15 protein-coding genes are annotated in these 20595 nt (G+C 64.6%); 7 read left to right on the forward strand and 8 right to left on the reverse strand.

From position 1 onward, the window contains the following. Positions 1 to 64 precede the first annotated feature (64 nt). Together RIL96_RS05495 and RIL96_RS05500 are read left to right on the forward strand one after the other, a co-directional pair. On the forward strand, positions 65 to 1588 hold the full coding sequence (locus tag RIL96_RS05495; protein WP_310548010.1) for an aldehyde dehydrogenase family protein: 1524 nt from the start codon (positions 65 to 67) through the stop codon (positions 1586 to 1588). Continuing rightward, positions 1588 to 2376, forward strand: coding sequence for an SDR family NAD(P)-dependent oxidoreductase (locus RIL96_RS05500; protein WP_310548011.1), 789 nt, complete (start codon positions 1588 to 1590; stop codon positions 2374 to 2376). The genes RIL96_RS05495 and RIL96_RS05500 overlap by 1 nt, the downstream gene beginning before the upstream one ends. Here the strand turns inward: RIL96_RS05500 and RIL96_RS05505 are convergent. The 6 genes from RIL96_RS05505 to RIL96_RS05530 form a co-directional block, all read right to left on the reverse strand. Continuing rightward, on the reverse strand, positions 2356 to 3789 hold the full coding sequence (locus RIL96_RS05505; protein ID WP_310548012.1) for an amidase: 1434 nt from the start codon (positions 3787 to 3789) through the stop codon (positions 2356 to 2358). The genes RIL96_RS05500 and RIL96_RS05505 overlap by 21 nt on opposite strands. 70 nt (positions 3790 to 3859) lie before the next feature. Then, on the reverse strand, positions 3860 to 5494 hold the full coding sequence (locus RIL96_RS05510; protein WP_310548013.1) for a dipeptide ABC transporter ATP-binding protein: 1635 nt from the start codon (positions 5492 to 5494) through the stop codon (positions 3860 to 3862). Then, positions 5494 to 6390: an ABC transporter permease gene (locus tag RIL96_RS05515; protein ID WP_374761853.1), complete on the reverse strand. Its 897-nt coding sequence runs from the start codon at positions 6388 to 6390 to the stop codon at positions 5494 to 5496. Before RIL96_RS05515 ends, RIL96_RS05510 begins: the two co-directional genes overlap by 1 nt. A gap of 7 nt (positions 6391 to 6397) precedes the next feature. After that, on the reverse strand, positions 6398 to 7345 hold the full coding sequence (locus RIL96_RS05520) for an ABC transporter permease (RefSeq protein WP_310548014.1): 948 nt from the start codon (positions 7343 to 7345) through the stop codon (positions 6398 to 6400). Next, the gene (locus tag RIL96_RS05525) at positions 7342 to 8889 is read right to left on the reverse strand and encodes an ABC transporter substrate-binding protein (RefSeq protein ID WP_310548015.1); all 1548 of its coding nucleotides are present in this window, start codon (positions 8887 to 8889) and stop codon (positions 7342 to 7344) included. The genes RIL96_RS05520 and RIL96_RS05525 overlap by 4 nt, the downstream gene beginning before the upstream one ends. A 141-nt stretch (positions 8890 to 9030) precedes the next feature. Next, positions 9031 to 10023, reverse strand: coding sequence for a bile acid:sodium symporter family protein (locus RIL96_RS05530; protein WP_310548016.1), 993 nt, complete (start codon positions 10021 to 10023; stop codon positions 9031 to 9033). A 183-nt stretch (positions 10024 to 10206) separates the two neighbouring features. Here RIL96_RS05530 and RIL96_RS05535 point away from each other — a divergent pair, with 183 nt between their 5' ends. After that, a complete protein-coding gene (locus RIL96_RS05535; protein WP_310548017.1) occupies positions 10207 to 11004 on the forward strand; it encodes a FadR/GntR family transcriptional regulator in 798 nt (265 codons plus the stop codon). Positions 11005 to 11014: 10 nt separating this feature from the next. Here RIL96_RS05535 and RIL96_RS05540 read toward each other — a convergent pair whose 3' ends face one another. Then, complete coding sequence (locus tag RIL96_RS05540; RefSeq protein WP_310548018.1) at positions 11015 to 11437, reverse strand: hypothetical protein; 423 nt, start codon at positions 11435 to 11437, stop codon at positions 11015 to 11017. Between the two features lie 215 nt (positions 11438 to 11652). On the opposite strand from RIL96_RS05540, the gene RIL96_RS05545 reads away from it, so the two are divergent. Continuing rightward, positions 11653 to 13044 carry an aspartate aminotransferase family protein gene (locus RIL96_RS05545; RefSeq protein ID WP_310548019.1) on the forward strand — a complete coding sequence of 464 codons (1392 nt, stop codon included), beginning with the start codon at positions 11653 to 11655 and terminating at the stop codon, positions 13042 to 13044. Between the two features lie 30 nt (positions 13045 to 13074). Here the strand turns inward: RIL96_RS05545 and RIL96_RS05550 are convergent, their stop codons facing one another. Continuing rightward, positions 13075 to 14574 carry a PucR family transcriptional regulator gene (locus RIL96_RS05550; RefSeq protein WP_310548020.1) on the reverse strand — a complete coding sequence of 500 codons (1500 nt, stop codon included), beginning with the start codon at positions 14572 to 14574 and terminating at the stop codon, positions 13075 to 13077. Between RIL96_RS05550 and RIL96_RS05555 the strand changes: the two genes are divergently transcribed. From RIL96_RS05555 to RIL96_RS05565, 3 genes are all read left to right on the forward strand, one after another. Further along, positions 14485 to 15975, forward strand: coding sequence for a CoA-acylating methylmalonate-semialdehyde dehydrogenase (locus tag RIL96_RS05555; RefSeq protein ID WP_310548021.1), 1491 nt, complete (start codon positions 14485 to 14487; stop codon positions 15973 to 15975). The two genes, RIL96_RS05550 and RIL96_RS05555, sit on opposite strands and share 90 nt — an antisense overlap. 11 nt (positions 15976 to 15986) lie before the next feature. Next, complete coding sequence (locus RIL96_RS05560; RefSeq protein WP_310548022.1) at positions 15987 to 17345, forward strand: aspartate aminotransferase family protein; 1359 nt, start codon at positions 15987 to 15989, stop codon at positions 17343 to 17345. Between the two features lie 134 nt (positions 17346 to 17479). Next, positions 17480 to 20041, forward strand: a complete 2562-nt coding sequence (locus RIL96_RS05565) for an HAD-IC family P-type ATPase (protein ID WP_310548023.1) — start codon at positions 17480 to 17482, stop codon at positions 20039 to 20041. Positions 20042 to 20595: the final 554 nt, after the last annotated feature.

Below are 20595 nucleotides of genomic sequence, written 5' to 3' on the forward strand. Positions count from 1 at the left end.
CAAGTTGTACTATGTGAATCAGATTACATTCAGTTGTCGGTGTGGCACCAGGAGGTTCGACGTGATGGATGCAGGACGTTTCCCCTCAGCCCTTTTCGAGGAGGTCCCGGCGGGGTTGCCCGTCGGCCCGGCGTGGGTCACACCATCGATCTCTTCGCCGGTCGTAGATGCGTGGACCGGAGAAGATCTCGCGCAGGTCCCTGTCGCCGATGTGGCGACGGCGCAGTCGGCCCTGACTCATGCTGCACAGCTGTGCATGGCGTTCGCGAAGATCTCTTCGGCTGTGAAGAAGCAGGTGGTGTCGGATTGCGTCGAAGGACTACGTCGGAATCGTCACCTGCTGGAGGACCTGCTCATCCTGGAGACCGGGAAGCCGCGCCGTGATTGCCGGACCGAGGTGGCGCGGACGATCAGCTGCTGGGAGGCTTCGGTAGAGGAGGTGGGGCGCAATCTCGGCGAGCTGGTGCCGGTGGATCTCCAACCTGGCGGTGAGGGAATGACAGCGTGGTATCGCCGCAGGCCGTTGGGTGCGGTCGTCGCCATCGCAGGCTTCAACTATCCGTTGCTGTTGGCCAGTCATAAGATCGCACCCGCCCTGGCCGTCGGAGCCCCCTTCATCCTCAAACCTGCGCCCGCCACGCCGCTCTCTGCTCTGTGGCTCGTTTCTCTAGTCCGGAGGAGCCTGCGCTCAGCAGGGCTCGATGAGAGCATCGCTCAGTGCCTTACAGGAGGTGCTGAGGTCGGCAATGCGCTCGTCAGCGATGAACGTGCCGCTGTGGTCAGCTTCACTGGGTCCGCTGCTGTCGGGCACGCGATCGCCAAGGCGGCGGCGCCAAGACGTACCGTTCTCGAGCTCGGGTCCAATGCCGCACTCATTGTGACCGGCTCGGCGAATCTCGACGACGCCGTCGACGCTGTCGTCAGAGGTGCCTTCTACGCCAACGGTCAGGCATGCATCTCCATCCAGCGGATAATCGTCACAGCAGATGTCGCCGAGGACTTCGAAGATCGGTTGAGTGAAGCTGTTCAGCGGTTAGCCGTGGGTGATCCCTGGGACGAAGAGACACAGGTGGCGGCGCTCATCGATTCTGCGGCAGGTCAAAGGGTGCAGGAGACGCTTCAGTCCGCCCGAAATGCAGGTGCTCGAACAGTGGCTCGTCGTGAGGCGCCAGAAGCGGTGAATGCTCGACATGCTGGTGGAGCATTGATCATGCCGGAGCTGCTGGCTGATGTCTCGGATGATGAGGCGCTGTGGAATGAGGAGATCTTCGCGCCGATCGCGGCAGTGCGGAGAGTGGGCGATCTCGACGAAGCTTTCCAGGTAGCAAATGATTCGCGCTACGGCCTGCAGGCCTCCATCTATACGGCGGATCTCGGCGAGGCATTGCGTGCAGCCGAGGAGCTCGAGGTGGGGGGAGTCGTCGTCAATCAGATTCCCGGTTTCCGTTCCGATGTGATGCCCTACGGAGGAGTCAGAGATTCCGGTGTGGGGCGTGAAGGCCCGCGATGGGCGATGGAGGAGTACACCGTGACCCGCATGGTCATGATGCGGATGCCCTCGGGCGCAGAGCAGGTGGGGGAGCGCTGATGGTGCAGTACAGTCGACTGTTCTCGGTGCAGGGTCAGCGTGCCTGTGTCATCGGTGCGGGGTCCGGCATCGGACGAGAAATCGCCCAAGGGCTGGCCGCCTGGGGAGCTGATGTGGTCTGTGCGGACCGCGATGTGGACGCGGCCCGGGAGACCTCATCGCTGTGCCGTGCCCAGCGGCCCCTGAGTGCGGCCGAATACATCGACGTCACCGATCCGGAGCAGGTCCGTGAAGCACCGGAGCGTTTCGGCCACCCGCAGATCTTGGTGCATACCGCCGCGATGAACGTCAGGCGCCGCATCCTGGATTATAGGGATGACGAACTCGAGAAGGTGACTTCCCTCAACCTGACCGGGACTTTCCGGGTGCTTCAGGCGTTCGGTGGGTCGATGGTGGAGCGTGGCCGTGGCTCGATGGTCTTCTTGTCCTCGATCCGCGCGCGTGTCGTGGAACCTGGTCAGGGTGTATACGGTGCGACAAAGGCTGGACTGGAGTCTCTCGTGCGTTCTGCCGCCAGCGAGTTCTCAACCCGCGGAGTCCGCGTCAACGCCATCGCCCCGGGAGTGGTCACTACACCCCTGACGCAGCAGGTGCAGAGCGATCCCGGCTGGTTCCGGAACTATGCGGCCCAGTCTGCCCTGGGCCGGTGGGCTGAGCCGAGTGAGCTGGTCGGAGCGGCCGTCTACCTGGCCTCGGATGCGGCGAGCTATGTCACCGGTTCCGTACTGGCTGTCGACGGAGGATGGACCGCCATCGACGGGGGGACCTCAGAGCTGCATACTCCCTGAGAGGAGTGCGGCGTCGAGCGAAGCCCAATCAGGAGCCGCGGAGGCCGGTCGAACCTGCTCCCACCATGCCATCAGTCTCAGGACATCGGCATCGGAGGCCATCGGCCCGGCGATTTGCATGCCGATCCACCGTCCGTCAGCACTCTTGCCGACATTGACCGTACCAGCGGGCTGCCCCGACATATTGAACGGCAGGGTGTAGGAGATATGTGCCATGGGTTCTTCGGGATGCGGATGCGGCATGGGATTCTCCGCAGCGAAGGCCAACTGCGGCGTGACCGGCGACAGGAGGACATCGACGTGCCGGGTCAAAGCCCGTGCGCGGGCTGCGAGTTCTCCCAGAGCCTCGTAATCGCCAACAGCCTGTGCCGCGGAGCGTGACTGTGCTTTTCTGCACCAGGCCAGGATGTAGTCGAGGACTTCGCCCTGCTGGGGTTCCCTCGGCAGGTTGAGGAGCGAATTCAGCGAGCGTGCCCGCCAGAAGTCGTCGATCCGTCGGAGAAGGCTCTCGGTAGTGATGGCAGGCACCTCCACCACGCGGGCGCCGTATGAGGCGAAGATCTCCGCAGCGGCGCTCACCGCCGCACGCACTTCATCGTCGAGCTCAAGACCCGGGCCACCATCCATCTGCAGGCCGACGACCATCCCTTCGGGGGATGAGGCCCGGGTGGTGAAATCGAGAGGTGGGTAGGGGTGACTGGAGTGATCACGGTCATCCCATCGGGCTGCAACCGACATGAGCGGAAACAGGTCGACGGCTCGGCGTGCCATAGGGCCGGCCGCGCGTCCGGTGTAGGGGTGATCCAGAGGAAGGAGCCCTGCTGAGGGTTTCAGCGTGGCGAGCCCGTTCCAGGTACCCGGCAGCCGGATCGATCCGCCGATGTCAGTGCCGATGTGCACGGGTCCGTGACCTGCGGCCGCCGTCACTGCGGCTCCCGAGGAGGAACCTCCGGTGGTGAGCTGAGGGTTCCACGGACTTCGGGAGATGCCGTGACGCGAGCTTACCCCGGAGGAGAGCATGCCCCAGTCGGGCATGACGGTAGATCCCACGATCACCGCCCCTGCCTCGTGCAGTCTCTCAACGATCGGTGCATCACGCTCCGGGGAGGGTGGATCTGGGAGTGCTGTTCCGGAGGGCATGGTGACTCCACGTCGCCCCAGGTTCTCCTTGACGGTGACGGGGACACCGTCAAGGGGTCCGAGAGGACGCCCCTGCTCCCACCTGCGGTCGGACTCCTCGGCTGCATGTTGAGCCTCATCAAGGGTGATGGCGTGATATCCGTTGAAGCCTGTATCGCGGTGGATACGTGCGGCGACGCTTTCCAGTGCATCACTAGGAGTGATCTGGTGCTCACGGAACGCTGCCTGCAGCTGCGCGACACTGAGGTCGCTTGGCGAGGAGTGAGAAGGCAAGAGAATCCTTTCTGGAGTCATGTGCTGGCCCATTGGTGAGGCGTACGGCGACCGTTCGGTCGCCCTGTCATCACGAGGTGCGTCGGGATGCGAGAACGCGGTCCAGCGACGGAGTGGCCTCCAATAATGTCCTTGTGTAGTCGTCCTGAGGAGACTCGTAGATGCTGCGGGTCTCCCCGCTCTCGACGATCTGCCCGTGACGCATCACGATGACGCGGTCACACAGGTAGCGGACGACGGAGAGATCGTGGGAGACCATCACCAGTGTCAGACCGCGTTCGTCCACCAGGTGCTGGATCAAATCCAGCACTTGGGCTTGGACGCTCACGTCGAGGGCGCTGACCGGCTCGTCAGCCACCAAGACGTCCGGGTCAGTGATCAGAGCTCGAGCGATCGAGATCCTCTGGCGCTGTCCGCCGGAGAACTGATGGGGAAACCGCTGCGCGGCCTCGGCGGGGATTCCCACGGCTTCGAGGCTTTCGGCCACGAGTTCTCGACGCCGGGGAGCTCGGGGAGCATCGCGGTGTCCGATCAGAGGTTCCTCGACGATCTGCTGGACAGACATCCGAGGGTCCAGTGACCCCATCGGGTCTTGGAAGACGATCTGCAGTCTTTCCCGCAGCGGCCGGAGCGAGCGACGTCCGGCGCGCGTGACATCGACGCCGCACACCTCGGCAGTCCCTGAGGAAGGTTGGTCCAGGCCCGCAAGGATCTTCAGCAGGGTGGTCTTCCCGGATCCGGATTCGCCGACGATGCCGAGACGTTCCCCTTCAGTGACTGTCATCGACACGTCATTCAGTGCGTTCACGGTCCGGCGCCGTGAGCGGAAGCGTCGATGGAGTCCGTCGATCCGTATCAGCGACTGTCCGCTCCCGCGTGTTTCTCGGTCCCGTGACGGAGGTTCAAGGCGAGAGGCCGCGAGCAGCTTTTTGGTGTAGTCATGCTGGGGATCAGAGAGAACGTCGACCACCGGTCCGGCTTCGACGATCCTGCCGTGCTCCATAACGAGGATGCGGTCACAGGTGTCGGCGACGACGGCCAGGTCGTGTGAGACGAACAGCAGGCTCGTCCCGCGTGTCCGGACAGCTTCGTCGAGGAGGTCGAGGACTTGGCGCTGAACGGTGACGTCCAAGGCCGTGGTCGGTTCATCGCAGATGAGCAGATCGGGATCGTTCGCAAAGGCCATCGCCAGCATGACACGCTGACGCTGTCCCCCGGAGAGCTGGTGCGGGTATGCCTGGGCGGTCTGTGCGGGGTCCGGAAGATGGACTGAGTGGAGCAACTCCTGAACCCGGTCGGAGACCTCACGGCGTGAGGAGAGCGTGCGGTGGTGGTACAGCACCTCGCCGACCTGCTTGCCCACCTGCATCAGCGGGTTCAGGGCTGTCATGGGCTCTTGGAACACCATTGAGATACGACGGCCCCGAAGCTTGCACATGTCACGCTCCGGTGCGGTCAGCACGTTCGTCGCTCCGTCGCGGAAGAAGACAGAGCCGCTGGGCTTGAGCTCATCGGGAAGGAGCCCGATCAGCGACAGTGCGGTGAGTGACTTCCCGGATCCGGATTCGCCGATCAGTCCGACACGTTCACCCGGACGAATGACGAGATCGAGAGGATGGACCAGATCTGCCGAGTCGGACGATATGCGCAGTCCCTCGACGTCGACGAGCGGGATCTCCGGGGACTCAGGAGTCTGTGCGGCCATCAGCGTTTCCTCATTTTCGGGTCCAGGACGTCACGAAGTCCGTCACCGAGCAGGTTGAATCCGAGGACGGCCACGGCGATGGCCAGACCGGGCCAGATTGCTAGATGAGGAGCGACAGCCAGGTAGTCTTGCGCGCCTTGGAGCATCCGGCCCCAGGAGGGTTCGGGTGGGGGAGTCCCGAGTCCCAGGAAACTCAGTGCGGCCTCGGCGAGGATTGCCAGCGCGAAGGTCACGGAGGCCTGGATGACCACCAAACCGAAGATATTCGGCAGGACATGACGCCGGGCGATGCGCATCTCAGGCTGTGAGGCGCTGCGGGCAGCCAGAATGAAGTCTGAGGACATCACCTGCAGGGTTCCGGCCCGCGCGACTCTGGCGAATCCTGGGCCTGCTGCAAGCCCGATCGCAATCATGGCTGCCAGTGTGCTGGCTCCCATCACGGCACTTGCCATGATGGCGAGTAACAGCGCGGGAAACGCCAGCATCATATCTGCGCTGCGCATGATGAATTCTTCGGTCCAGCCGCGACGCATGGCGGCCAGTATTCCCAGCGGTGTGCCGATGACGGCGGCGATCAGGACCGCCACGCAACCGACGAGCAGCGTTACCTGGGCTCCGGCCATCAGTGTGGAGAGCACGTCGCGGCCGTAGCGATCCGTGCCGAGTAGGTGCTGAGCGCTGGAGCCGCTGAGACGGTCGGCGGGGTCGGCCTGCAGGGGATCGTACGGGGTCCATATGAGCGACAACAGAGCGACGGCTACGATTCCGAGAACGATGATCAGGCCGATCGTGCCCGTCAGCGGCATTCGCCGGAGAAAGCGGCGCAGCCGCGAGGCGAGGCGTGTGGGGGCTGGTGCTGCCGTCTGCCTGATCGGCGCGGTGTGGTCACTGCTCATGGAGTTCTCACCTCGTGGCGGCTGTCCGCGGGTCCAGGACGACATAGAGAAGGTCGACGACGAAGTTGATGGTCAGAGTGATCAGTGCCAGGAGCATCACGATCGACTGGACGGTCAGGTGATCTCGGTTGGCGACTGCGTCCAAGAGCTCGGAGCCGATGCCGGGTATGACGAACACCTGTTCGATGACGACGGCTCCGGTGACCAGCGTGGTGAGCTGGATACCGGAGACGGTGAGGGCAGGAAGTGCGGCGTTGCGCAGACCATGGCGCACCAAGGCCTGGAACCGGCTCAGACCTTTGGCGCGTGCGGTGCGCATCCAGTCGTCGCCGAGTATCTCGAGGACCGCAGTGCGCACGTACCGGGTCATAATGGCCGCCTGGACCGCCGCCAATGCGACGACCGGCAGGATCAGGTGTCGGAGGAACTCGAGCGGATCGTACGTCGGTGGCATCCAGCTGTTGGCGGGAAGCCAGCCGAGAGCCAGGGCGAAGACCGCCACCAGGAGCATTCCGGCCAGGAAGTTCGGAATGGCGATGCCGAACTGTGTGCTCGCACTGATCGCGATGCCGTCGGGCCTGTTGTGGCGGACTGCGGCCCAGGAACCCAGGGGTATTGCAATGAACAGCGCCAGGACCATGGCGCAGCTGACCAGGATGAGACTGACGCTCAGGCGGTCCAATACGACGGGACTGATGTCTTGTCCAGTGATGAACGAGACGCCGAAGTCACCGAACGGGATCCCTGAGATCCACTCCCAGTATTGAACGATAAGAGGGCGGTCCAATCCGAATTCAGCGCGAGTCTGGGCCAGGGCCTCTTCCGTCGCACCCGTACCGAGGACCACTTCCGCAGGGTCACCTGGGAGAATGCGCATGAACGCGAAGATCAGCACAGAGGTGATGAAAAGGGTGACGAGGAAACGTGCGATGCGCCCGGCGACTGCGCGGATCATGGTGTGCCTCCGAGCGTCACTCCGGCGAGGCGCAGCTCGTCAGTGGGCCGGTCGGCTGGCAATCCGCTGAGCTGCCTGTCACGCACGACGATGTTGGGGAAGATGAACAGCGTGTCGGCGGCTGCTTGGTCGACGATGCGTGCCACAGCCTGCTCCATCAGCTCATCCCGGTCCTCTGGTGAGCTTCGGTCGGCTTCGGTGAGAAGCTCTTGGGTCTGCTCGTCGTCGAAGCCGAGGTAATACTCCGGGTTGCCGAAGAGAACCGGAATGTCTCGAGCCTCAGAATGGACGATGATGCTCATCTGATAGTCATGCCTGGTGAACACCTCATCGAGCCAGAGGGCAGGGAACTCGACTGATTCGATCCGTACGTCGATTCCGACCTCGTGGAGTTGGGAGACGAGAATTTCGCTGATCTGCTGAGCATACGGGCGAGTGGGGACTTTGAAGGTGATCTGCAGCTTCTCCTGGCCTGCCTCCCGTAGCAGCTCACGAGCCTTATCAGGATCGTAGGGGTAGGCGGAGGACTCGACGAACCACGGATCTGTGGGTGGGGTGGGGGAGCCGCCGGTGTCGGTGCCGAAACCTCCCCACGCTGTGTCGATGATCGCCTGACGGTCCACCGCGTACATCACAGCACGTCTGACGCGCACGTCGTCGAAAGGGGCGGCGCGGTTGTTCATCGAGAGCAGTATCTGGCCGCTGGTCGTCCCGGTCTCGATCTCCAGGTCGGAATTTCGCTCCAGGACTGTGGTCAGCTCAGGGGACTGCATATCGTAGACCGCGTTGACGTCACCGGCCTGCAGCGCATTGGTGCTGGCGGTGGCGTCGTTGAAGTACTGGATGGTCACCGACGCGCTCCCAGGCCCCTCGCCCCAGTAGTCGCCGTTCGCCAGGAACCTGAGCGACTGGCCTGGGGACCACCTATCAACGAGGAAGGGGCCTGTCCCCACAGGTGCGGATGAGAGGTCGTCCACACCGTCCTCGGTCATCATGGCACCGATGAGAGTCCCCATGGACCAGAGCCAGGCATTGCTCGGTTCGGAGAGCTCGACGCGAAGGGTGTGGTCATCCTCAGCGACGGCTGACTCAACGATGTCCATACCGGCGGCCAACCCATTGGTCCACGCATCAGATTGGACTCGTTCGATGCTGAAGACTGCGCTGTCCGCGTTGAAGGGGGAGCCGTTCGAGAACCTGACGTTTCGACGCAGCTCGAAGGTGTAGGTCTTCCGGTCTTCGGAGATCTCCCAGTCCGTGGCCAGAAGCGGCGTCGGTTCGCCGGAATCATCGATCCGGACGAGCCCCTCGAAGACGTTGCTCATGAGCACCAGAGGGATGGCGACGCCGTCAGTCCGTGTGAAGTCCAAGCTGGAAGGAGGTGCCGTCAGTGCGAGCGTGATCGAGCCATCGATCGCCTCAGCAGGATCTGCGATCGCAGTGTGGCCAGCGCGGCAGCCGGAGAGCAGAAGTGGGGCGCTGAGTCCAGCCAGGAGCACATTGCGCCGCGAGACTTTCTGCATTTCGGAGCGACGATGTGTCATAGCCACCTCTCTCGACGATGCAGAGCAGTTTCTTCGGTGTGACCCATCTAACAGCTTTCACGAGGGAATGGCAAGACTGGTCGGACCAGTTGCGACTTGGCGACCTTTGAGCGGCTTGGGCCCGTCATGGTGTTTCGTGATTCAGGGGGCTTTCTTAGCGCGCCCGTGAGCGCGGTCCACCCGTCGGCACGCCATGGCGAACAGGGCGCCTGACATGTTGTGCCAGATAGAGAAGAGTGCCGCGGGCAGCGCTGCCACCGGATTCATATACTGGGCGGCCAGTCCCGCGGCAAGCCCGGAGTTCTGCATGCCGACTTCCACTGCCATGGTTCGACGGACGTTGTATGGCTGACGAGTCATTGCAGCGACGACGTACCCCAGAGACATCCCCACGAGATTATGGAGAAAGACGGCGGCGATGACGAGGGCCCCTGCTGAGATGACGAACTCAGCGCTCCCGGCGACGACGATGGCGACGATCAGTGCGATGACTGATACTGACAGCCAGGGGAGGCTCGGCAAGAGTCTCGAGACGAGCGTCGGGATGAAGTGCCGGAGTATGAGTCCTGCGAGCACGGGGATCAGGACGATCTTGGCGATGTCCCATGCCATGCTTCCTGCATCGACGGGAAGGTAGTGGCCAGCCAGCCATAGGGAAAGCAGAGGCATCGCGATTGGAGCTAGAAGTGTGGAGACTGAGGTCATAGTCACTGAGAGTGCGACGTCGCCCTTGGCCAGGTAGGCGACGACATTCGAGGCAGTGCCGCCTGGGGCGCAGCCGACGAGGATGACGCCAGCCGCCAGTTCCGGTGGAAGTTTCAGAGCCCAAGTGACGAGTACTGCAGCAGTGGGCATGATGATGAACTGTGCGGCGATGCCGAGAAGGACCGGCAGTGGTCTTCTGGCGACGAGGCCGAAGTCGATAGGGCGCAGAGTCAGGCCCATAGTAAACATTACGAAGCCGAGCATTGCTGGGACGAATGACGCTATGGCTCCGAAGCTCTCGGTGAAAAAGAATCCACAGGTTCCGCCAGCCAGAATGAGCAGAGGGAAGATGAGGACTGCTCGGTAGCCAGCTCGCTCCTCGCGGCGCAGAAGGCGGCTTGTCTCGTCGGGTTGAGCGGAGTCGTTCACGATGCTCCCTAGGAGGTGGCGATGGGGTTGTGGAGCTGTCACAAAATAATGTGATACATCTAACACCCTTCGTTGGATGAGGGCAAGACTGGTCGGACCAGTTGCGGACTCCCTTCCAGCGGGCAGAATGGTAGTGCTTCGCTATTTCGGTGGAGCTCAGTTTCCAGGGAAGGTGAAGGCGACATGGCCTCGAGCATCACATTTCGCCCGGCCGTCGGTGTCCGGACTTACGAGCGCATCGTCGACCAGGTAGAGGAGGCGCTCACGGCGAAGCAGCTTTCCCCGGGTGACCATCTGCCGAGTGAGCGCATGCTGATGGAACAGTTCGATGTCAGTCGCTCGACCGTGCGGGAGGCACTGAGAGTCCTGGAATCGCGCGGATTGGTCGAGCTTCGACACGGAGGGCGGTCCGGGCCCCGTCTGCTTGAGCCCTCGCCGAAGCTCTTGGAGCGGGACATTACGAGCATGGTGCGTCTGGGGCGCAGTGGCTTCGGAGATCTCATCCAGCTTCGTATGGCCCTCGACGGTACTGCTTGCGCGGTCGCCGCACATTGTGCCACTGACGAAGACGTTGAAGACCTGCGTGGCCGGTTGGAGGCTATGGAGGCTGCAGTGGACGGAGCCGACGTCGAGTTCGCGCGGGCTGACGCCGCGCTTCACGAACGCATTTGGGCCATCACGGGAAATGACCTTCTTGTCGCTACAGGTCAGGCAGTGACGGAGTCGATCGTCCAGCTGATCGCTGTTGACCTGGGGAGTGAAGGGCGCACTCAAGGGGGAGGGCCGATCCCTGAGGGCGTCATGCCTGAAGGTCAGGACGGTGCGCAGGACTCTCTGCGCCGGGACCGTATTCTCGTCGACCTCATCGCTGAGGGGGACGGTGCTGGCGCGGGGTCATGGATCCGGCGTTGCTTGTGGGAGCGCTTCGAAGGACTCCTGGAGCCTGATGAGGCCCGAACCCTCAGGTCACTCGTGAGCTGACAACGGGGCCTCAGCTGCCGGAGGCCGGACGTCCGCCCTCATCGGCCCAGTCACTCTCCGAATCCGCGCCGCCCAGGCCGGGGTCCGAGATGGTGTCGGCCTTGGCCGCCGGAGCCGGGCGCTCGTCGGAGTCCGAGCCCGGGCCGGTTGCTGAGGAGAGCCGTTCCTTGGCGTCGTCGGCCGCTTCGGAGACCTTCTTCTCGGCGCTTTGCGCCGCAGCAGAGACGGCGTCCTTGGCCTGATCGGCGACGTCGTGGGCGACCCGGTTCGCCTGATCGCCCACCTTGTGCACGGTCTCCTGGACCTTCGGGTCGTTCCAGGTCTCGCGGGCGGTGTCCTTGATCTTGTCGAGTCCCTGCTGGCCCTGTTTCGCGCCGACCACATAGCCGACGGCGGCGCCTGCGGTGAAGGTGAGTAGTCTGAGCAGCTTCATAGTGCGTCGGCTCCTCCAGTTCTGTGATGCGCAGCGTCTCTGCGCATGGGTGCTCCATGGGTGTTGATCGGTCGCCCCTGGTCAGGGCCACCCTCCCTACGAATCTAGTCGGCTCTTCCCGCAATGTCACCAGCACGGCTCCTGATGAGTGGTGGCGTGGATGTCATCGGTCAGGATTAGGATTGCTTTGACCGAGGTCACATTCAGGAGGTCGTATGAGTCAGAACCAGCAGCACGTCGGGCAGCGTGATCCACGGATCAGCGATGCGGCGATCGAGCGCGGACGCCGAGCCTACGAGCTCGACAGATCCCATGTGTTCCATTCCTGGAGCGCTCAGCGCAAGCTAGACCCGATGACCATCATCGACGCCGACGGCTCCTGGGTCTGGGACGGTGAGGGCCGCCCGATGCTGGACTTCAGCGGGCAGTTGGTCTACACGAACGTGGGGCATAAGCACCCGCGCGTGGTCCAGGCCATCCAGGAGCAGGCGGCCACGTTGCCGACCATCGCTCCGCAGCACGTCAACGATGCCCGTTCCGAGGCGGCCCGGCTGATCACCGAACGCCTGCCCGAATCGATCCAGCACGTCTTCTTTACCAATGCCGGCGCGGAGTCGAACGATCACGCGGTGCGGATGGCCCGGCTGCACACTGGCCGCCACAAGGTACTCTCCACCTACCTCTCCTACCACGGGGCCACCCGGCTGACCGCCAACCTTACGGGCTCGCTGCGCCGGGTGGGCTCGGATCAGGCCGTCGACGGCGTTGTTCATTTCCAGCCGGCCTATACCTACCGCTCAGCCTTCGGCTCGGAGAACGATGAGCAGGAGTCGGAGCGTGCACTGGCCCACCTGCGCGACACCATTGAGATGGAGGGTGCCTCCACAGTGGCCGCGGTCATCCTTGAGGCCGTACCCGGCACGGCGGGGATCTTCATGCCCCCGCCCGGTTATATGGCGGGGGTGGAGAAGCTCTGCCGCGAATACGGCATCGTGCTCATCATCGATGAGGTCATGGTCGGCTTCGGCCGGGTCGGGGAATGGTTCGGTCACCAGCTGGCCGGGATCACCCCGGATATCGTCACCTTCGCCAAGGGTGTGAACTCCGGCTACGTCCCGCTGGGCGGTGTCGCCATGAGCGATGAGATCTACGAGAGCTTCGCCGAGACGCCGTATCCCGGTGGCCTCACCTACTCCGGGCACCCGCTGGCCTGTGCGGCCGCAGTGGCGGCGATCAATGCCATGGAGGAGGAGTCCCTGGTGGACAACGCCCGGCGCATTGGCGAGGAGATCATCGGGCCGCGCCTGCGGGAGATCGCAGAGAAACATCCGGGCGTGGGTGAGACCCGGGGCGCTGGAGCGTTCTGGGCGGTGGAGCTGGTCAAGGACCAGCGGACCCGTGAGCGTTTGGCCCCGATGGGCCAGGCGGCACCGGTGATGGGCAAGATGATGGCGGAAGCCAAGAGCCGCGGCCTGCTGCTGTTCACCGCCGAGAACCGGTTCCACCTCTGCCCGCCGCTGAATATCTCCGATGATGACCTGCGCTTCGGCCTCGACGTGCTGGACGAGGTGCTCGCACTTGCTGACGAGGAGGTCGCGGCGGGCTGACGAGATCTGCGTCCAGCGTGTCTGACTTGCTCAGTCTGTGTTGTCGGAGGAGAGGCTGCGCAGTCGTAAAGCGATGTAGAGCGCAGTGAGTCGCGGGCCTTCGGTGATCGGGCCTCCGAGCAGATGTTCCAGCCTGCTGAGCCGATGGTAGAGCGTCGGGCGGCTGATACTCAGGAGTTCGGCGAGTTCTGTCTTTGAGCAGCGAGTTTCGACGAGGCCGCGGACGAGTTCTATGGTCGGACCGTACTCTGCGTCAGGGATCTTCTCTACCTGCCAGTCGGCGAAGGACTGTGCGATCGGATCGTCGGCGATCCACGCGAGAAAGGCATCGAGCCCGACGTCCTGGGGGCTCCAGCAGTCAGACGAGTCCTCTCTCTGGGGCGTTGTCGTCCATCGGTCCCGGCGTCTTCGGAGCGCTGTGATGCTCTCAGCGACATCGAGTGCTGTGCCGAGTTCTAGCACGCTCGCGCTGAGCCCTGGACGGGGATGACCCATGCCTACGGTGAACTGGGGGATGGCGCGCGACCGGTGCGAGGAAGCGGTCAGTTCACGTGTCCGTGCCACGAGGCGCCGTACTCGGTCGGGCAGGTCGTGGCCATCTGGGCCGGATACGATTCCGGCCAGATCCCCATCCTCCCATCCGCCGATCAGAGCGGGACAATGCAGCGTGGTGGCTGCCTCGCGGAGGGTGTGGGCTAACAGCCGTCGGCTCCTATCGTGTTCATCGGCACTTCCGTGAGGGAAGCGGCAGATGAAGGCGAGGTACGCCGCGCCGTCTGTCAGGCCGAGGGACCTGGCCTTAGCTTGCGCTGAGGCGCTCGGGTCACTGCGATGCAACTGCCGTAGCACCCCGGAGGCTGCGGCAAACTGCGGGTCGATAAGTGCTTCGTAGCTTTGGGCGGTTCCTGGTTCGCGCTGGATGAGCGCGCGATGAATATGCTCGGTCATCTCAACGAACCTGACGAAGCGGCCGAAGAGAATCACCGGCAGGGCCGTGTCGGTCGTCCCGGTAGGGACGGCTGCGACATCGCGCAGAGCGGCGAGGAGACGGGGACGGTCGGCAAACACCTCCACGGCGAGTGCGGCGGCACCGACCTCCGCGAGCTCGCGGAGGTGGATGCACAGCCGGTCTCGGAGGTCGGTGAGGTCCTCAGTGAAGTGCGTCAGGGTCGAGAGCACCAGCTCGTCGCCCTGAAGCATCGCCGCGGGATCAGCTGCCTCCAGGGCATGCGCCCAACGCACCGGTCGACGCAGATCGGGTTGCGGGGTCAAGATCTCGTAGCCCGAGGAACGGAATGGAGGCAGGTCCAGGACGGTGCCGAGGTCCAGGACGGCCTCTGAAATATGGTGTGCCATTGATTGACAGAGTGTAATGAAAAAATCTGAGGAATTGACGCCTTGACTCTGTGAGGCGAGTAACACGGTCGGCACAGTGGGGTCATGCGAACCACGACTCATCTCATCAACGGCACGTCCGTCCACCCCGAGAACGCTCAGACCATCCCCGTCGAGAACCCGGCCACCGGTCATGCGGTGGCTGAGGTCCCCTTGGCTACTCAGACAGAGGTGGACCAGGCCGTCGGTGCGGCTCTGGAAGCCTTCACCTCCTGGCGCACCATGTCACTGGCCCGGCGAACGCAGATCCTGTTCCGGTACCGGGAGCTGCTCAACGCCCGCAAGGATGAGCTCGCCGCACTCATCACTGAGGAGCACGGCAAAGTGCATTCGGATGCGCTCGGTGAGATCCAGCGCGGGCTGGAGATCGTCGAGTTTGCCTGCGGCATCCCGCATCTGCTCAAAGGGGAGCAGACCAAGAACGCCTCCACCGCCGTCGACGTCCATTCCGCACGGCACCCCCTGGGCCCAGTGGCAGTGATTACGCCGTTCAACTTCCCCGCCATGGTGCCGATGTGGTTCGTGCCCATCGCAGTGGCCACCGGCAACACCGTGGTGATCAAGCCCAGCGAGAAGGACCCCTCCGCGGTGAACTGGCAGGTGGAGCTGTGGAAGGAGGCCGGGCTGCCCGACGGCGTGGCCAACGTCCTCCACGGTGACAAGACTGCCGTCGATGGCCTGCTCACCCACCCCGATATCCAGGCGGTGTCCTTCGTCGGGTCCACTCCTGTCGCGCGGTATGTCTACGAGACCGGCACTGCCGCCGGTAAGCGTGTACAGGCCCTGGGCGGTGCGAAGAACCACATGGTGGTGCTGCCGGACGCTGACCTCGACCGTGCCGCGGACAGCGCCGTGTCCGCGGGCTACGGCTCAGCCGGTGAGCGATGCATGGCGATCTCCGTGGTCGTCGCCGTCGGCGAGATCGCAGAGCCCCTGGTGGAGAAGATCGCCGAGCGAACCCGCGGGCTGAAGCTCTCGAGCACCTCGGGGGAGCCGGATCTGGGGCCGCTGATCTCACGGGATCGCCGCGATAAGGTCCGCGGCTATGTCGACGGAGCTGAGGGGGAGGGTGCGATGGTCGTCGTCGACGGCCGTGAATGGTCCGAGAGCGATCAGCCTGAGGCCGCATTCCTGGGACCGACCCTGCTCGATCATGTCACCGCAGACATGCGTGCCTATCAGGCCGAGATCTTCGGCCCGGTGCTCTGCGTGGTGCGCGCCGACTCCTATGACCAGGGCCTGGAGCTGATCAACGCCAACCCCTACGGCAACGGCACGGCGATCTTCACCCGCGACGGCGCGGCCGCCCGCCGGTTCGAGATGGATGTCACCGCCGGGATGATCGGCATCAACGTGCCGATCCCCGTACCGATGGCGTACTACTCCTTCGGCGGCTGGAAGAACTCGCTGTTCGGAGACACCCACGCCCACGGGGCCGAAGGCGTGCACTTCTTCACCCGGGGCAAAGTGGTGACCACCCGCTGGGGAGACCCGGCTGAGGGTGGACTTGAGCTGGGCTTCCCGCAGAGCAGCTGAGGAGGATCATCATGACAGAGCGCATCACCCCGGAACTGATCGAGGCTGGCCGTCGGGGCTACGAACTGGACCGCCAGCACGTCTTCCACTCCTGGAGCGCGCAGGAGAAGATCACCCCGATGACCGTGATCGACGCCCAAGGGTCCTGGCTCTGGGACGGTGAGGGCCAGCGGCTGCTGGATCTGACCTGCCAGCTCATCTATACCAACGTCGGACATCGGCATCCGAAGGTCGTCGAGGCGATCAAGGAGCAGGCGGACAGGCTGTGCACCATCGCCCCTCAGCATGCCAACGACGCCCGATCCGAGGCCGCGCGGCTCATCACGGAACTGCTGCCCCAGGACATCAACCATGTGTTCTTCACCAACGGCGGGGCCGATGCGAATGAGCACGCTGTGCGCATGGCCCGGCTGCACACCGGCCGGCATAAGGTGCTCTCCGCGTACCGGTCTTACCACGGTGGGAGGCACATGGCGATCAACCTGACCGGGGATCCTCGCCGTATCGCCTCTGACCGTGCCGCTGACGGCGTCGTACACTTCCTTCCGCCCTACACCTACCGTTCCTACTTCGGCTCTGCGGATGAGAAGCAGGAGGCAGAACGGGCCCTGGGACACCTGCGGGACACGCTCCTTCTGGAGGGTGCCTCAAGTGTGGCGGCCATCATCCTGGAGGCCATTCCTGGGACCGCGGGGATCTACATGCCGCCCCCCGGATACGTGGAAGGCGTGCGCCAGCTCTGCGACGAGCACGGAATCGTGCTGATCATGGATGAGGTCATGGCCGGTTTCGGTCGTTCCGGACGGTGGTTCGCCCACGAGCATTTCGACGTCGAGCCGGACATCGTGACCTTCGCCAAGGGGGTGAACTCCGGGTACGTGCCTCTAGGCGGCGTGGCGATGGACGATGAGATCTACGCGACCTTCGCTCAGGACCCGTATCCCGGCGGGCTCACCTACTCGGGCCATCCGCTGGCCTGTGCGGCGGCGGTGGCGACCATCAGGACGATGCACGAGGAAGGCATGGTCGAATACGCCAGGCGTCTGGGAGACCAGGTCATCGGACCGCGCCTGGAGGAGCTGAAGGACCGGCATCCCTCGGTGGGTGATGTCCGCGGGGCGGGGGCGTTCTGGGCCATCGAACTGGTCAAGGACAAGGACACCAGAGAGCCGCTGGCCCCCTACGGGCAGACCGCACCGGTGATGGGTGAGATCGTCGCCGAATGTCGGCGCCAGGGTGTGCTGCCGTTCATGAACATGAACCGGCTGCACATCTGCCCTCCGCTGAACATCTTGGAGGAGGACATCGTCTTCGGGATTGAGGTGATCGACCGGGCGCTGAGGATCGCCGACGAGAGCATCGCCGGCTGAGCAGGCCGCCCCCGACATCCTCCTCAAGGCTGAGGCCGGGTCGCGTCGCACCCCCATAGAATGGCGGAGCGGGACCCGGCCTCAGCCGTGCTCCGGTTCCGCGTTGCGCCAACCCTTCCGGAGGATGCCTTCTCGTGGCCGCTGAGACGACCGACCCCCCGCCACCGTCGGCGCAGCGGTCTCCCATCGATCGCGCCGCCGTCGAGGCCCGGGGGCTGTCCTCGGTCCAGGTCGCCGAACGCCAGCGGCTGGAGCTCTCCAATATCCACCGCGGCACCACCTCACGCTCCCTGGTGGAGATCCTGCGCACCCACCTGATGACGCTGTTCAACCTCATCATCGGTCTGTGCGCCCTCGTGATCATCCTGCTGGGCCGCTGGCTGGACCTGCTCTTCGCGATCTCCGCCGTCGCCAACGTCATCATCGGCCTGGTCCAGGAATACAGTGCCAAGCGTAAGCTCGATGCCATCGCCCTGCTGCACCAGGACCACATCCGGGTGCTGCGCGACGGCGTCGTCGTCGAGATCCACCGGGAGCAGATCGTCCTCGATGACGTCGTCGAGCTGCGCCGCGGCGATCAGGTCCCCGCCGACGGCATCATGCTCTCCTCACGCGGCCTGGATATGGACGAGTCCATGCTCACCGGGGAATCCCGCCCGGTCCCCAAGCGTCGTGATGATCTCGTACTCTCCGGCACGGCCGCGCTCGCCGGCACGGGCCGGTTCCTGGTGACGGCTGTCGGTCAGGATGCCCGTGCGGCGAAGATCGCCGATGAGGCTCGTCAGTTCCGGAAGATCAACTCGGAGCTGCGCCGTGCCCTGGAGCGGATCGCGTTCTGGGTCTCCATGGTGCTCATCCCCATCGTGATCGTCGTGGCCAACGGGCAGATGCAGGCTGCCGGTGGCTGGGGCACTGCCTGGGAGTCCGGGCAATGGCGAGAGGCGCTGGTCACTGCGGTCTCCTCGATCACCGCGATGATCCCTCAGGGCCTGGCGCTGATGACCACGATCGCCTTCGCCGTGGCCGCATTGAAGCTCGCCCGGCAGAAGGTGCTCATTCAGGAGCAGCCCGCGGTGGAGATCCTCGCCCGGGTCGATGTGGTCTGCCTGGACAAGACCGGCACGCTGACCGACGGCACCGTCGCCTTCGAGGACGCCGAACCGCTGGACCGCTACGGTATGGCGGTGCACCGTCCGCCGGACCCCAGCTCCACGGCTATGGGCGGAACCGACCCGTGGGAGCAGGTGCTGGCCTGGTTCGGTGCCGATGAGCAGGCAAACCCCACCGCCGCGGCCCTGACCGAGCGTTACACGGCCCTGCCCCGCCACTGGGCGGCGTATCAGGTGCAGTTCTCCTCGGCCCGGCGGTGGTCGGCGGTGACCTTCGCCGACGACGCCGGGGAGCTGGCCGGCCACTGGGTGCTCGGTGCGGCAGATGTGTTGTTGCCGGCCATGGACGCCGGAGTCGTCGACGTGGAGGGTATCCGTGGGCGCACGGACCGCCGGGCCAGTCAGGGTCTGCGCACGATGGTCTTGGCCCACGCCCCGCTGGAGGGTCCGCTGGCGGCCTCTTCCGGCGGGCTCACCGGCCCGTTGGGCCGTGGTGAGCATCTGCCCGCTGAGCTGAGACCGGTGGCGGTGCTGGCGTTCAAGGAGAAGGTCCGTCCCGACGCGGCCGAGACGCTGCAGTATTTCCGGGACCAGCGGGTGGCCCTCAAAGTGATCTCCGGTGACAGCCCGCGGACGGTGGCGGCGGTGGCCCGTGAGGTAGGGATGGAAGTCGACGGCGACGGCGTCGACGCCGCACAGCTGACCAGCCCGGAGCAGCTGCGGCGGGCGGTGGAATCTCAGGCCGTGTTCGGCCGGGTCACCCCGGATCAGAAGCGGGACATGGTGGAGGCGCTGCAGGCCGAGGGGCATGTGGTGGCGATGACCGGTGACGGCATCAATGACGCGCTGGCACTCAAGCGTGCAGACCTGGGCATCGCCATGGGCAACGGTGCCCCGGCGACGAAAGCGGTCTCCCGCATGGTGCTGCTCGATGGGCGCTTCGACCGTTTGCCGACAGTGCTCGCCGAGGGGCGCAAAGTGATCGCGAACACCGAGCGTGTGGCGCACCTGTTCCTCACGAAGACCGCCTATGCCATCATCCTGGGACTGTTCTACGGCGTGATGTTCTGGCAGTTCCCCTTCCTGCCCCGCCAGTTCTCCACCGTGGACTTCCTGATGCTGGGCTTCCCGGCGTTCTTCCTCGCCCTGATGCCGAACCCACGCCGGTATCGGCCCGGGTTCCTGCGGCGCTCGCTGATCTTTGCCGCCCCCACGGCCACGGCCATCTGCCTGGCGGTGATCGCCGTGAGCTGGGCCGGTCGCACGTTCTCCGCCACGGCCTCAGAGGTGCAGACCGCGGCGACGATCACCCTCTCGATCGTCGGGCTGTGGGTGCTCAGTGCGGCGCTGCGGCCGTTGACCCGCCCGCGGATCGCGCTGATCGCGGGTATGTATGTGCTCTTGGCGGTCGTGCTGCTGGTGCCGATCTCCCAGCAGTACCACCTCTTCGCGATGCCGGGGCCCCAGCTGCTCTCCACGGCCTTCGTCGCTGCGGTGATCGGCTGTGCAGTGGTCGAGCTGGGCTGCCGCTGGCAGTCCCATCGGATTGAGCTTGAGCCTCTGGATGAGGCGCCTGCAGTCCGCTGACCTGGTGTTCCGTGCTCGTGACGGTGGCCGCTGGCGGCGATGTCAGAGGTGCGGGGGAGACTGGTACCGGCGCAGAGGCCAGGGATGTCACCAGGGATGTCAGAGGTGTCATACACACTGGTATCAGCGCGGAGATATCGGCAGGGATGCCGGGAACCCAGACCAGCAGCGGGGAGGTGCAGGCGATGACGACGACGGCCTCTCGCACCATGCCTGCCGGGTCCTCCGGAACTTCGTTGGACGTCATCCGCGCTCAGACATATCGGGCCCGGTGTGCCGAGGCTGAGGCGCTCGCCGCCATGCTCGATCACCAGGATGAGGCCGAGCGCGCCGCCTGTGCGGCTGGGGAGTCCCTCCATACACGTTCAGCCGCCCGCGCCCATGCCGTCCACGAGATCGCCCGCGCCTCTCACCTATCTGAGCGCACTGTGGGCCATCTGCTCAGTGCGGCACGGGAGGTCCGGCAGCACCTGCCGCAGTGCTGGGCGGGGTTCCGCCGCGGCAGCTTCGACCGCACCGCCCTGCGGGCCATCGCCGGTGTCAGTACGGACGTG

This window comes from Nesterenkonia aerolata, from assembly GCF_031470965.1.
In the GTDB taxonomy this organism is placed as follows: domain Bacteria; phylum Actinomycetota; class Actinomycetes; order Actinomycetales; family Micrococcaceae; genus Nesterenkonia; species Nesterenkonia aerolata.

Coding starts and splice junctions, on each gene's coding strand:
- RIL96_RS05540 (WP_310548018.1), bottom strand. CDS start 11,437: ATGAAGCTGCTCAGACTACTCACCTTCACCGCAGGCGCCGCCGTCGGC.
- RIL96_RS05525 (WP_310548015.1), bottom strand. CDS start 8,889: ATGACACATCGTCGCTCCGAAATGCAGAAAGTCTCGCGGCGCAATGTG.
- RIL96_RS05535 (WP_310548017.1), top strand. CDS start 10,207: ATGGCCTCGAGCATCACATTTCGCCCGGCCGTCGGTGTCCGGACTTAC.
- RIL96_RS05520 (WP_310548014.1), bottom strand. CDS start 7,345: ATGATCCGCGCAGTCGCCGGGCGCATCGCACGTTTCCTCGTCACCCTT.
- RIL96_RS05560 (WP_310548022.1), top strand. CDS start 15,987: ATGACAGAGCGCATCACCCCGGAACTGATCGAGGCTGGCCGTCGGGGC.
- RIL96_RS05495 (WP_310548010.1), top strand. CDS start 65: ATGGATGCAGGACGTTTCCCCTCAGCCCTTTTCGAGGAGGTCCCGGCG.
- RIL96_RS05515 (WP_374761853.1), bottom strand. CDS start 6,390: ATGAGCAGTGACCACACCGCGCCGATCAGGCAGACGGCAGCACCAGCC.
- RIL96_RS05555 (WP_310548021.1), top strand. CDS start 14,485: ATGCGAACCACGACTCATCTCATCAACGGCACGTCCGTCCACCCCGAG.
- RIL96_RS05550 (WP_310548020.1), bottom strand. CDS start 14,574: ATGACCGGTGGCCGGGTTCTCGACGGGGATGGTCTGAGCGTTCTCGGG.
- RIL96_RS05510 (WP_310548013.1), bottom strand. CDS start 5,494: ATGGCCGCACAGACTCCTGAGTCCCCGGAGATCCCGCTCGTCGACGTC.
- RIL96_RS05545 (WP_310548019.1), top strand. CDS start 11,653: ATGAGTCAGAACCAGCAGCACGTCGGGCAGCGTGATCCACGGATCAGC.
- RIL96_RS05500 (WP_310548011.1), top strand. CDS start 1,588: ATGGTGCAGTACAGTCGACTGTTCTCGGTGCAGGGTCAGCGTGCCTGT.